The organism is Stenotrophomonas sp. KH_052 (assembly GCF_057838755.1).
In genome coordinates this window covers 166,901-179,355 of record NZ_CM174475.1, presented here as the reverse complement: position 1 = coordinate 179,355, position 12,455 = coordinate 166,901, and the positions used below count along the sequence as shown (strand labels likewise).

Genomic DNA, 12,455 nt, shown 5'->3' with positions numbered 1-12,455 from the left:
TGATCCGCCCGTTTGCGTTGCGGGCGGCCATGGCGTTGAATGCGCAGCCTTGGATGTGACTTTCCCCACTGGGGCTGCGGCATGACTTCTTCCTCCCACCGCGTGCAGGGCCTCAACAACGACGAGGTTGCTGCCGACTGGCCGCCGATCAGCGCCGCAGACCTCGCGTGGCTGCGCCAGCGCTTTCCGCAGCTGGATGCGGACAGCCACCCGCACTGGCACAGTCCTCGGCCACTGTCGGCCGCTGCCATCGTCAATGGCACGCGCGGACCGGTGTTCATCAAGCGCCACCACCACAGCGTGCGCAGCGCCGCCTGCCTGGAAGAAGAACACCACTTCATCGCCCATCTCGCTGCCGCCGGCGTACCGGTTGTGCAGGTGCTGGCGGCAACCGATGGCCACACCGCGGTCGAGCACGGCGAATGGACCTTCGAGCTGCATGCCGTGGGCGTGGGCGAGGACCTGTACCGCGATGCCGCGTCGTGGTCGTTGCTGACCGATGTCGCGCAGGCCCGCGAAGCCGGCCGCATGCTGGCCGAGCTGCACCGTGCCGCCGCCAGCTATCACGCGCCACAGCGCAGTACCCATCTGCTGGTTGCACGCGACGACCTCATCCGCGCCAACGATCCGATCGCGGCCATCAAGGCGGGGCTGCACGAGCGCCCCGGGCTGGCCCGCTATCTCGCGCGCATTCCCTGGGAAGCGCAGCTGCAGCGCGACGTGCTGCCGTGGCACACCGGCCTGGCCGAACGCCTGCGCGACGAACCGCGACTATGGGCGCACAACGACTGGCATGTCTCCAACCTGCTGTGGCGCAACGGACAGGTCAGCACCGTGCTGGATTTCGGCCTGGCCTCGCCCACCAGCGCCCTGTTCGACCTCGCCACCGCGATCGAGCGCAACGCAGTGGCGTGGCTGGAACTGGAGCGCGGCATGGAGGCGGTGCGCATCGATGTCGCGCTGGCCCTGATCGACGGCTACCGCAAGGTGCTGCCATTGTCGGCAGCACGCGTGCAGCTGCTGGCCGACCTGCTGCCGATGGTGCATTTCGACTTCGCACTATCCGAAGTGGAGTATTTCGAAGGCATCACCGGCTCCACCGCAAACGCGGATGTGGCCTGGCAGCCGTTCATGCTGGGGCACCCGGCGTGGTTCCACAGCGCGCCGGGACAGGCACTGCTGCAGGCGTTGCGCGCAGCGGCGTGACCCGGGTGGCGCACCGTCCGGGTCAGATCCCTTTCCTGCGGAAAGGGATCTGACCCCGCAGCCTGAAGAGCACCCACTCGCAAATCCGTACCATTTGTAGTGAAATGGTCACCTGAAGCGGGGGTGCCTGGATCTGCCAGGCTGAGAGAGTCCCTTGGAACCTGATCCGGTTTGCACCGGCGTAGGGAGCTTTGAGCCGCAGCCACACCCCCGTCATGGGCCGGTGCACCTGCGCGCCGTCGCTTCGTCTCCCTTGTTGTCCGAAGACGAACCGAATGAACCGCTGCCTGCGCCCCACCCTGCTCTCCCTCGCCCTCTGCGCCGCGCTGCCGCTGCATGCCAGCGAGGCCGATGCATCTCCCGATGCGGCTGCCACTGGTGCCGAACGCTCGCCGACCGAACTGGCGGCAGTGCGCGTGCAGGCCGGCAAGCCGAAGGCCGATACCTCGCGCGTGAACGCCTTCGGTGGTGGTTCCTGGAAGGAGATGCCGGCGTCGGTGAACGTGCTTGAGCGCGACTACCTCGACCGCCGCCAGCTGCGTTCGCTGTCCGAGCTGGCCAGCAACGATGCCTCGCTGGGCGATGCGTACGCGCCGGTCGGCTACTACCAGAACATCGCCATCCGCGGCTTCGCACTGGACGCCGCCACCGGCTACCGCTTCAACGGCCTGTCCATCGCCGGCGAACAGCGCCTGGCGCTGGAGAACGTGCAGTCGGTTGAGATCCTCAAGGGTGAAGCTGGCCTGGCTGCAGGCGTGATGGCACCCGGCGGCATCATCAACTACATCGGCAAGCGACCGGCCGAAGTGCGCACGGTCACCCTCGGCACCGATTCGGAAGGCTCGCGCTACGCCGCCGTCGATGTCGGCCACTGGATCACCCCGCGTTTCGGCCTGCGCCTGAATGCCGCATGGGATGCCAGCAATTCCTATGTCGAGCACGCCGATGGCCGTCGCAACTTCTATTCGCTGGCCGCCGACTGGCTGATCGGCGAACGCGGCAAGCTGGAAGTGGATGCCAACTACCAGACCAGTTCGCAGCGCTCGGTGTCGGGCTACCAGCTGCTGGGCGCGCGCGAGCTGCCGCACGGCGTGGATCGCGAATTCCTGCTCGGCTACCAGCCGTGGCAGCGCCCGGTGGATATCGCCAGCACCAACATCACCGCGTTGCACACCTACGACTTCAACGATGCCTGGCAGTCGCGCGTCTCGGTCGGCCACAGCCGCTCGGTGATCGATGACAACGTCGCCTTCGCCTATGGCTGCTACTACGCCACGCAGTGCGCCGATGGCAGCGTGCCGGGCAACTACTTCGCGCCCAATGGCGACTACGACGTCTACGACTACCGCAGCCCGGACGACACCCGCCGCAACCAGCAGGCCCGTGCCGAGCTGCGTGGCCGCTTCGAGACCGGCAGCGTCGGCCACCAGCTGACCCTCGGTGCCGATTACTTCCGCCGCACCGTGGACAAGCGCCCGAGCGTCAACGAGTACGTCGGCACCAGCAACATCCACGATGCGCAGGTGCCGGTGTTCGAACCGTCGCCGAAGATGCCCGGCCCCTCCGCACGACGCCTGGACAGCCGCCAGACCGCGTTCTTCGCGCTGGACCGGATGAGCTTCGGTGATGACTGGCAGTGGCTGGCCGGCGGCCGCTTCGTGCGCCTGGACGAGCGTGCCTACGACAAGCGTGGTACCCCGCAGCGGCACAGCCGCCTGTCGCGTTTCCTGCCGCAGACCGCCGTGGTGTGGAAGGCCACCGATCAGCTCAATGCCTATGCCAGCTATGTGCGCGGCATCTCGCTGGGCCAGGAAGCGCCGTTCTGGACCAGCAATGCCGACACCTTCCTGCCATCGGTGCAGTCGCGCCAGCTGGAAGTGGGCGTGAAGTACGTGCCGGTCGAGGCGCTGACGCTGGGCGCAGCCGTGTTCCGCATCTCGCAGCCGTACCAGTACGCCAAGCCGGACAGCAGCGACGTCGGCTACACCTTCGTCGAGGAAGGCACGCAGACCCACACCGGCCTGGAGCTGACTGCCAACGGGCAGCTGACAGACGCGCTGCAGATCGTGGCCAGCGCCAGCGTGCTGCAGGCGCGCGCGCGCGACACCGGCACCCCGGCCTATGAAGGCCATCAGTTGGTGAATGTGCCAAAGGTGCGCGCCAGCGTGCACGTGGCCTATGCGCTCCCGTTCGTGCAGGGCCTGGATGTGACCGGCGGCTGGCGCTATGCCGGTGCCAACGTGGCACGCGCCGACGGTGGTGTACGCGCACCGGACTACTCGGTGTTCGATGCCGGCCTGCGCTTCCAGCACCGCCTGCACGAACGTGCGGTGACCTGGAACCTGTCGGTGGATAACGTGTTCAACCGCTTCTACTGGCGCGATACCGGCAGCAGTGGTGGTGACTACTACCTGTTCCCCGGCGCACCGCGACAGGCCCGCCTGTCGGTGACGTTCGCACTGTGAGCGGCGTCATGCTCGAGTGGACCGCCGCGCTGTGCAGCATCCTTGGTGTATGGCTGATGGCCAAGCGCCGGCTGGTGGCTTGGCCGGTGGGCCTGCTGTCGGTGACGCTGTACGGGCTGGTCTTCGCCGAGGCCAAGCTGTATTCGGACACGCTGCTGCAGGTCGCCTTCGGTGGTTTCCTGGTCTATGGCTGGCTCAACTGGCGGCAGCACGCCGCCGACGAGGGCAGCGTCCGCATCGTGCCACTGGCGCGCGGCAAGCTGCTGCGCGACCTGGCCATCGGCCTCTGTGGCGGCGTGGCACTGGGTGCGGCCATGCACAGCTTCACCGATGCCGCCCTGCCGTGGCTGGACGCGATGCTGACCGCGCTGAGCCTGGTCGGCCAGTGGTGGCAGGCACGCCGCCACGTGGCCTGCTGGTGGATATGGATCGCGGTGGACGTGGTCTACGTGGGCGCGTACCTGTTCAAGTCGCTGCACGTGACCGCCGCGCTGTACGTGTTCTTCCTCGGCCTGGCCGTGTTCGGGCTGCGCGCATGGAGCGCGGCCGCGCGTGAACCGCAGGTGGCAACCCAGTAGAGCCACGCCATGCGTGGCCGGGGCCTACCGGTAGTCGCCAACCTTGGTTGGCGCACACCTGCCGACCAAGGTCGGCATCTACCCAACACATCCACGCAGGGCCTGAATCTACTGGGTAAGCAGCAGGCCCAGCCGCAGCGGCTGGCGCATATCGGCCGGTGGGGCTGCCTGCAAGGGCGCGGCCTGCAGGGTCGCGCGCAGGTCGGCGTCGACCTGGGCGTCACCCAGGCTATCGAATTCGAGTTTCGAGATGCGGCCATCCGCCGCGATCCACACGCTCACCGGCAGCGGCGTCGGTGCGTCCGGATGTGCCTGCATCCATTCCAGCACGCGCTGCGCCTGCGGGTTCTGCTCCTGCTGCAGGCGCTGCTGCAACTGGCCGCCCACGGCGGCGGCATAGGCCATCCAGTGTGCGGGAGCCTCCTGCGCGGAAACGCTGGCACTTCCAAGTGCGAGCGCACCGAACAACGCGGCCAATGGCCGCCACCAGCGGCGTACGCCGGTCCTGTTTCCTGCCATGGCCATCGCCAGCCTCCTGCACTTCCATCCAACGTCTGATGGTCGGCGCGGTAGATGACAGGCAGATGGCGGGCGGCACTGCCCGGCGCGATCAGTCGCCCAGGTCGGCCAGCACCTTGCGCGAGGGCGCGAAGAAGGTCACGCCGGTGGTGGCGGTGGAGAAGTCGAGGATGCGGTCGTGCAGCGGCGCGGGATTGCCGATGAACATGCGCTCGAGCATCTTCTCGATCACCCACAGGCGGCGCGTGTAGCCGATGAAGTAGGTGCCGTACTCGCCACGGCCCGGGTTGGCGAACGGCATGTTGTCGCGCAGGATCTCGTGCTCGCCGTCGGCGTCTTCGATGGTGCACAGCGTCTTGTGCGATTTCTGTGCATCGGCCGGCGCATCGTCCAGTTCGATGTTGTCGTGCTTGGTGCGGCCGATGATCGCTTCCTGCGCCTCGGTCTTCTGCGCGCGCCAGGCATCAAGATTGTGCAGGTACTTCTGCACCACCACGTAGCTGCCACCGGCATGCTCCGGGTCTTCATCGCCCACGATGGTGGCTTCCGGAAGCGACAGCCCTTCCGGATTGGCGGTGCCGTCGACGAAGTCGAGCAGATCACGGCCATCGAAGTAGCGGAAGCCCGCCACGTCATCGACCGTTTCCACCGCATCGCCGAACGCCATCAACAGGTTGCGCTCGAACGCCACGATCAGATCCATGGTGCGTGCGCGGATGTGATACAGCAGGTCTCCGGGTGTGGACACTGCCGTGTGGGTAGCGCCTTTGATCTCGCGGAACGGCTGCAGCTCACGCGGCGGCGTGGTGCCCACCAGCGGCTGCCACACGCGGTGACCAATGGCCACGTTGCAGGTGAAGGTGCGCTCGATCTCGCGGATGGCGGTGTTCTTGATCAGGTCATCGGTGCTGGCCAGCACCTCGCGTGCCTTGGCGATCGACGCCTCGTCACCCTTCACCTTCAGCACCAGGAACGCCGCCGAATGGGTGAGCGGCGCGGTGATCTGCTGCGGCTCGTTTTCGAGCGTGTGGTTGAGGGCGGTGATCGGTGCGGGCTGGGAGTTCACGGCGGTTCCTGCTGGCTTGAGGCGGGCGCATCGCATGTAGCGATGTGCGGGCGATCATAGCGGAACCGCCTGACCGGGGACGGAGCGGTTCTCGTTCCGTCCACTGGCGAAGGCACGAAGACCTCAATCCACATCACTCCAGACCGCCAGCTCGTAGCCATCCAGATCGCGGAAGTGGAAGCGACGGCCACCGGGGAAGGCGAACACCGCCTGCACCACCTCGCCACCGGCGGCGATCACGCGCTGCTGGGCGTCTGCAAGGTCCGCGCAGTAGAGAATCACCAGTGGGCCGCCCTGCGCACGTACCGGTGTGTCGGACACCAAGCCGCCTTTCAGGCGGCCGTCGTCGAACTCGGTGTAGGCCGGGCCGTAGTCCGTGAAATTCCAGCCGAACACCTCGCCGTAGAAGCGTTTGCTGCGGGCGATGTCGGCGACGTTGAATTCGATGTTGTCGATGCGGCGTTCGGCATCGGGGGGGGCGGCGTGGCTCATGGCGTGACTCCTGGGTGGGAGCCCCAGCTTCGGTCAGCGCGGCACGGCGGTCTTGAAGAAAACGGCCATCATCGGCCCCATTCCAGGCGCAGCTGCCGTGCGGTCATGCTGGCAAGCTCGCGCGCCTCGCGGCTTAGGTGGGCCTGGTCGGCATAGCCGGCATCAGCGGCCAGCATCGCCAACGAGTGCTGCGGCAGCGCGCGGCTATGGCGAAGAAAGCGTTGCAGGCGCAGGATCCGCTCCAGCGTCTTGGCGCCGTAGCCGAACTGCGACTGGCTGAAACGCCGCAGGCTGCGCGGGCTCAGACTCAAGTGCGCCGCCAGCGTATCCAGCGTGGCGTGACCCGCGGCGAGCGTCTGGAACAGGACATGTGCACGCTGCGCCGGGGTGTCGAGTGCGGCAGCGCCCATATGCCGCTGCAGGCAGTACGCCATCCGCTGCAGGCGCTGCGCTGGCGCGGTATCGCCGATGGAGGCTGCAGCCTTCTTCGCCCACGCGCCCTTCAGATCGACCAGTGGCACCGCCTGGCCGATGATCTCGGCCAAGGGCAGGCCAAGCGCGGCCAATGCCTGGCCAGGTCGGAAGCGTGCCCCCAGTACCTGTGCACCGGGTGCCAGTGCCGGATGTGCAGCCACCCGATCCGGGCCGACCACGAACAGCGCGCCGTCGCGCCAGAGAATGTCCACGCAGCCATCGGGCAATACGGTGATGTGCCGATCGGCACCGGCAGGAAGCTGGCTCTGCCACAGCTGGCCGAAGTGGCCACGCAGCGGCGCAGGCGCCAGATGCTCCTGGTAGGCCGTGCCAGTACCTTCGAGGGAGGAAGGGTCGCCCATGCCGCATTGTGGCGCCACAGGGCCCATAAAAGTGAAGCCCAGCGCGAGGCCGGGCTTCGGTTGGCGTGTGGGAGAGAGAGAGAGTCACACGCCAGCACAACACGCACTAACGACAGGCGTTTGTTACCAGGTGAAGCGCGGGCCCACGAACCACTCGCGGTCGCCGGCCTTGGCCAGCTTCACTTCGCCACTCAGGCCCCAGTTCTGGTTGAACTTGGCGGTGGCGCCGACGCGGCCGTAGAACTCGCCGTCCGGGTTGTAGCCGTGCTTCTTGCTGAAATCTTCGTAGCCGGCCATCACGTAGCCTTCCACGTACGGGTTGAACGCGGTGCGCACGCCCACTTCGGTGGAGTAGCCGTTGAAGTCCAGGCCGCGCTTCTCGTCGTACTTCTGGTAGGCAACGCGAGCCACCAGGTCGGTGTTCGGTGCGATGCCGTAGTTGTAGCCGACACCCAGGCGCCACTGGTCGACGTCATTCTTGAACTTGTCGGTCTCCTGGGCGCTGTAGTCGCCAAAGACGTGGAAGTTCGGGTGCACCGCAACGGAACCCTTCACCTTCCAGCCATCGGCGTCGCCGCCCTTGGCATCGGTGTTCACGTAGCCGCCTTCAACGTAGTTGTACGACAGGCCATCGGTTGCCGATGCAGCGAACGGCAGAGCAGCCAGAAGACCCAGGGCAAGCAGCGAATTCTTGTTCATCGGGACACACCTTTAATTATTTTGGTTTCGTCGACCGCCTCCCGGGAGGGGGAGAGAGAGGAGGCGGTCGACAGGTGTGAATTATCCGTTAGGGGGTCTAATCAACCCTGAATATTGAACTGACTGGTGTATAAATAAGGCTGGCGTTCAGGGAACTCCGCATGGCATTGCTGTCGGCTTCTTACGCGCATCACGCTCGATGCTTGATGCGGGCACTGATCCTGATCGCCTCACCGATCGCGCTGCTGCAGGCACAGGCGGCTGAGCATGTCGGTCCTGCCGGGCACATCGTCGTACAGACAGACGATGTCACGCGCTTCTTCAAGGTGCTGGACGCCAACCATGGGCGCCCAAGCGCCGATGATCTGCAGCACGGCTATCTGGATGCGGGTACGGATGCCCTGCGCAGCTTCACCGACAGCCGTATCGGCTCGATGGAGCGGCTGGCCAGGGCCATCCAGGACAAGCCGGCATTGTTTGCGAAAGCGAGAGCCTGCGCGACCGCATTGCCATCGATCCGCACGCGCGTCGCCGCTGCCGTCGATCAGCTCGGCGCCTTGTTGCCATCTGCGCGCTTTCCCCCGGTCACCGTACTGGTGGGCCGCGGCAACAGTGGTGGCGTTACCACCGAAGCAGGTGTGGTCATTGGACTGGAAGCGCTGTGCAACGCTGACTGGATGCAGGCCGATGCAAGCGATCGCTTCGTGCACCTGATCGCCCATGAGTACGTGCACGTGCAACAGCCCGGCGCGCGCGTTGATGTCGAGCAGCCCACCCTGCTCTATCAGACGCTGCTGGAAGGCGGCGCCGAATACGTGGCCGAACGGATCTCCGGGCAACCGGCCAACGCGCATCTGCAGCATTGGGCGCAGGGTCGCGAGTGTGCGCTGGAGCGCGCGTTCCTGCAGGACAGCATGGGTACCGATCTTTCGAGGTGGCTGTACAACGGCCCCGGCGACGATACGCGCCGCGGAGATCTGGGCTACTGGATCGGCTACCGCATCGCCCATGCCTATGTTGCGCGCGCGCCCGACACGCCCAACGCCATCGCCGAACTGCTGGCTGTCCAGCCTGGAAACGCTGCAGCGCTGCTGGAAGCAAGTGGATGGCAACCTGCGTGCGGAGCAGGCGAAAGCACGCAGACGCACATGCCGTGATGCAGGCTTCATGCAGGTGAATGGGTGATATTGAACAGGCACAAGGCGATACGCCGGTGCAGATCAGCTCGCTTGATCCCGCTTGTTAAGGTTCGTTGATTTACAGGCCTTCACAGCCCATCCACGTACTCAAATTCCAGCTGAAAGCGCTTGGTAGCGCCGGGAACAAACGCCGCTATATTCCAGCTTCCCCAGACGAAGGAGGGAGTGGAATGAAACTGACCTCGCAACACATGAAGATGGCCCGTGCACTCAGCGTGGCGCTCATCGCCACCGTGAGCCTTGGCGCTTGCGCCTCTTACAAGAACGAGTTTGCAACGATCAACTCGCGTCTCGACCAGCTCGATGTAAAGGTGCAGGGCGCCGCCCAGAGTGCCGAGTCCGCCAACCAGTCGGCGCAGCAGGCCAACCAGCGTCTGGACCAGATCGAAGGTCGCGTGCAGCAGCTTGAAAGGGCACCTGCCGGCCGCAAGCCGCGCGGCTGATCGCTCCCTCACCGTTTGAATTGATCCACCTCTGTATTGGGAACCAGTGGCCTTCGCCGGCCACTGGCATCCTTCCACCAAGATTTCATTGCAAGGAGCCGTCCCATTCGTACCTCCTCCTCCCCTGCACGCCGCGCCCTCCATGCCGCATTGGCCATGGCACTGGCCGTTGCGTGCAGCGGCGTAGCCAACGCCAGGGACAAGGACGCACCTGCACCCCCGGTGGCCACAGTCGATGAACTTCCCGCTGACCAGAGCGTCTCCGAGACGGTGATCGAACTGGCCGGCTGGGTGGTCGCCAGCAAGGACAACCAGGGCTATCCGTTCGCGATCATGGACAAGGCCGCGGCGCAGGTGCTGGTCTTCAGCGGCGACGGCAAGCTGCGCGGTGCCGCACCGGCGCTGTTCGGTTCGGCCATCGGCGATCACTCCGCACCCGGCGTTGCCAAGCTCGCGCTGAGTGCGATTCCAGGCCATGACCGCACTACCCCGGCGGGCCGTTTCATTGGTGGCTATGGCCCCTCCGACGATGCCGGTCGCGTGCTGTGGGTGGACTACGATTCCGCCGTTTCGATGCACCCGCTGCCGCCAGGCACCCCGAAAGAGAAGCGCGCCCAACGGCTGGCATCACCTTCGCCGGACGACAACCGCGTTACGCACGGCTGCATCAACGTCACGCCTGCGTTCTACGAGCAGATCGTGCAATCCACGTTCGAGAAGGGCGGTGTGTTCTACATCCTTCCGGACAAGGATTCGATCGCGAAGACGTTCCCGGAGTTCGCGCACAGCCGGGGCGATGCAAAGGACGAAGACGAGAAGGGCGCGCGGCGCGCGAGCAAGTAACAGACGCTTTGCCTGCGGCCATCGCTGGTTGTGGCCGGGGTGCGGCCAGGCCTGTTGAGGTTGCGAGCCTGCGCTGCAGGCAGAGGTTCCCGGGCACGCTCCTGGCAGGCCCCACCTGGACCCCACTCATCGCGGACGTCCCCCCCCCGTGGCGCTGCCCATATGGACCGGATGAGGCATCGCGCTCCCACGACGTCAAAGAATCCTTGAGTTCATGAGGATTTTGGGGGGGGCTGGACACCTTTGCAAATAAATCCTTATTTCAATGAGGATTTTCTTGCATCCAGCTCTTTTGCCAAGAAATCCTCAAAATCGAAAGGATTCTAAGGAATCCTGGGTTTTGCGCGAATAATCCTCACTGCAGTGAGGATTATATGGTATAGACGATGGGTCGAATCCAGAGCGTCAGGCTCTGCTGGGGGAGTTCCCATTGAAGATCAGGCTTGAGAAGGCTGAGGCCTTGGGACCACTGGTGAGAGCCGCCCGCAAGCATCAGGGACTGCGCCAGGATGCAACCGCCGAAGGCATCGGGGTCAGCGAAAATTTCCTGGCCAAGGTCGAACGCGGCGGTACCACGGTGCAATGGGGCAAGTTGTTCACCGTGCTTGACGAGCTGGGGCTGCATGTCGAAATCGACGTGCCGGACGAAGCGATGGCCCTGCTGGCCAAACGTGCCAACGGGAAGGTGCCATGAGCGCCCCCCGTATCGATCTCAAGGACGTCATTACAACGACCGTCCTGTCTGGACTGCACTATCCGCTTCCACCACGCGAACTGCAGGTCAGCATCGACGAAGCGCCGGTGGGCCGCCTGACCGAAGCAGCGAACCTGTGGCGCTTCACCTATGCGCCGGAGTGGCTCGGCAGCGCACATCGGTTTCCACTGGCGCCTGCGTTGCCACTGCAAGACACCGCCATCCTCGATGGCTCCAGCCAACGCCCCGTGCAGTGGTACTTCGACAATCTGCTGCCGGAAGAGCAGCAACGCACGCTGATGGCAACCGATGCCAGGGTGGATGGCGCGGACGCATTCGCATTGCTGGCCGCCTATGGCGCGGAATCGGCAGGCTCGTTGACGCTGCTGCCTCCAGGCCAGCGCCTGCCACCCGGCGGCAGAAAACCACTGCCCGATGCGGAACTCTCCACGCGTATCCAAGGCCTGCCACGCACGTCGCTTGCGGCGGGTGCCGCCAAGCGCATGTCACTGGCAGGTGCCCAGCACAAGCTGGCAATCATCGAGACAGGGGGAGAACTCTACCAACCTCTGGGCGCCGAGCCCTCGACCCACATCCTCAAGCCTGACAGCACCAGCAGCAGTTATCCCCACAGCGTGGCCAACGAGTGGTTCGTGATGCGCCTTGCACAGCGCATGGGGCTGCAGGTGCCGAAGATCGAGCGCCGCTACGTACCGGAGCCGGTCTTCATCATCGAGCGCTTTGATCGCGAAATCACCGCCGATGCCATCCATCGCCGTCATGCCATCGACGCCTGCCAGCTGCTCAACCTCGACCGGCAGTTCAAGTACACGCTCGGCAGCATCGACACCCTGAAGGTCATCGTCGAGCAATGCAGAAGCAAGCTCAAGACGCGCGTCCGCCTGTTCGACTGGTTGATCTTCAATGTACTCACCGGCAACAACGATGCGCACCTGAAGAACCTGAGCTTCCTGGTCGACAGCAGGGGCATCGAACTGGCCCCCCACTACGACCTGCTGTCCACCGCATGTTACGAGACCCGCGCGTATGCCGACGAGGGCGCACGTTGGCCAGAACGCTCGGAACTGTCGTGGCCCATTCTCGGTGTCGCGCGCTTCCACGACCTTCGTTTCGAGCATCTGGTTTCTGCCGGTGAAGCGCTGGGCCTGGGAAGGCCGGCTGCCACCCGGCAGCTGCGCCATCAGATCGACCGCATCACGAGCGAAGCCCAGGCGCTTTACGCGCTGGTGCTGCAGGAAAACCAGCAATGGTCGACCCGTTTCGACATCGGCCCAAGCCTGGAAGGCGAAGTGCATTTCCTGAGAACACTGGTCCACGTGATCATCGCCGACATGGTGAGGCAGCTTTCACCGGCATGATGCGGCCGCCGGAACATCATCCGGCGTCACCACCGA

Annotated in this window: 13 protein-coding genes and 1 riboswitch; of the genes, 8 read left to right on the top strand and 5 right to left on the bottom strand. The window is 65.1% G+C overall.

All coding sequences use genetic code 11. The annotated features are described in order from the left end of the window. Window positions 1-81: 81 nt before the first annotated feature. From AC3ITW_RS00725 to pnuC, 3 genes are all read left to right on the top strand, one after another. Complete coding sequence (locus AC3ITW_RS00725; RefSeq protein ID WP_489389959.1) at window positions 82-1,206, top strand: phosphotransferase enzyme family protein; 1,125 nt, start codon at window positions 82-84, stop codon at window positions 1,204-1,206. 109 nt (window positions 1,207-1,315) lie between these two features. After that, window positions 1,316-1,411: riboswitch (TPP riboswitch) on the top strand. Window positions 1,412-1,481: 70 nt separating this feature from the next. Continuing rightward, window positions 1,482-3,671, top strand: a complete 2,190-nt coding sequence (locus AC3ITW_RS00720) for a TonB-dependent siderophore receptor (RefSeq protein ID WP_489389958.1) — start codon at window positions 1,482-1,484, stop codon at window positions 3,669-3,671. Window positions 3,672-3,679: 8 nt separating this feature from the next. Beyond that, on the top strand, window positions 3,680-4,249 hold the full coding sequence (gene pnuC, locus AC3ITW_RS00715; protein WP_065724093.1) for a nicotinamide riboside transporter PnuC: 570 nt from the start codon (window positions 3,680-3,682) through the stop codon (window positions 4,247-4,249). A gap of 108 nt (window positions 4,250-4,357) precedes the next feature. On the opposite strand, the gene AC3ITW_RS00710 is transcribed toward pnuC, so the two are convergent. From AC3ITW_RS00710 to AC3ITW_RS00690, 5 genes are all read right to left on the bottom strand, one after another. After that, complete coding sequence (locus AC3ITW_RS00710; protein ID WP_180889893.1) at window positions 4,358-4,774, bottom strand: hypothetical protein; 417 nt, start codon at window positions 4,772-4,774, stop codon at window positions 4,358-4,360. Window positions 4,775-4,859: 85 nt separating this feature from the next. Further along, window positions 4,860-5,834 carry a Dyp-type peroxidase gene (locus tag AC3ITW_RS00705; protein WP_100470143.1) on the bottom strand — a complete coding sequence of 325 codons (975 nt, stop codon included), beginning with the start codon at window positions 5,832-5,834 and terminating at the stop codon, window positions 4,860-4,862. Window positions 5,835-5,957: 123 nt separating this feature from the next. Then, the gene (locus tag AC3ITW_RS00700; RefSeq protein ID WP_100435572.1) at window positions 5,958-6,326 is read right to left on the bottom strand and encodes a VOC family protein; all 369 of its coding nucleotides are present in this window, start codon (window positions 6,324-6,326) and stop codon (window positions 5,958-5,960) included. Window positions 6,327-6,394: 68 nt separating this feature from the next. Then, on the bottom strand, window positions 6,395-7,162 hold the full coding sequence (locus AC3ITW_RS00695) for a helix-turn-helix transcriptional regulator (protein WP_489389957.1): 768 nt from the start codon (window positions 7,160-7,162) through the stop codon (window positions 6,395-6,397). A gap of 123 nt (window positions 7,163-7,285) precedes the next feature. Beyond that, window positions 7,286-7,861: an OmpO family porin gene (locus AC3ITW_RS00690; RefSeq protein ID WP_004134798.1), complete on the bottom strand. Its 576-nt coding sequence runs from the start codon at window positions 7,859-7,861 to the stop codon at window positions 7,286-7,288. 206 nt (window positions 7,862-8,067) lie between these two features. On the opposite strand from AC3ITW_RS00690, the gene AC3ITW_RS00685 reads away from it, so the two are divergent. The 5 genes from AC3ITW_RS00685 to AC3ITW_RS00665 all read left to right on the top strand — a co-directional run bounded on the left by AC3ITW_RS00685 (window position 8,068) and on the right by AC3ITW_RS00665 (window position 12,419). Further along, window positions 8,068-9,018: a DUF2268 domain-containing putative Zn-dependent protease gene (locus tag AC3ITW_RS00685; RefSeq protein ID WP_174238292.1), complete on the top strand. Its 951-nt coding sequence runs from the start codon at window positions 8,068-8,070 to the stop codon at window positions 9,016-9,018. A 212-nt stretch (window positions 9,019-9,230) separates the two neighbouring features. Beyond that, window positions 9,231-9,503 (top strand): hypothetical protein, encoded by a 273-nt coding sequence (locus AC3ITW_RS00680; RefSeq protein ID WP_012509703.1) that lies wholly within the window; start codon window positions 9,231-9,233, stop codon window positions 9,501-9,503. 156 nt (window positions 9,504-9,659) lie between these two features. Further along, window positions 9,660-10,346: a L,D-transpeptidase family protein gene (locus AC3ITW_RS00675; RefSeq protein ID WP_485617219.1), complete on the top strand. Its 687-nt coding sequence runs from the start codon at window positions 9,660-9,662 to the stop codon at window positions 10,344-10,346. Window positions 10,347-10,776: 430 nt separating this feature from the next. Further along, the gene (locus AC3ITW_RS00670) at window positions 10,777-11,040 is read left to right on the top strand and encodes a helix-turn-helix domain-containing protein (protein ID WP_049398603.1); all 264 of its coding nucleotides are present in this window, start codon (window positions 10,777-10,779) and stop codon (window positions 11,038-11,040) included. Next, window positions 11,037-12,419 (top strand): HipA domain-containing protein, encoded by a 1,383-nt coding sequence (locus AC3ITW_RS00665; protein ID WP_180889894.1) that lies wholly within the window; start codon window positions 11,037-11,039, stop codon window positions 12,417-12,419. Before AC3ITW_RS00670 ends, AC3ITW_RS00665 begins: the two co-directional genes overlap by 4 nt. Window positions 12,420-12,455: the final 36 nt, after the last annotated feature.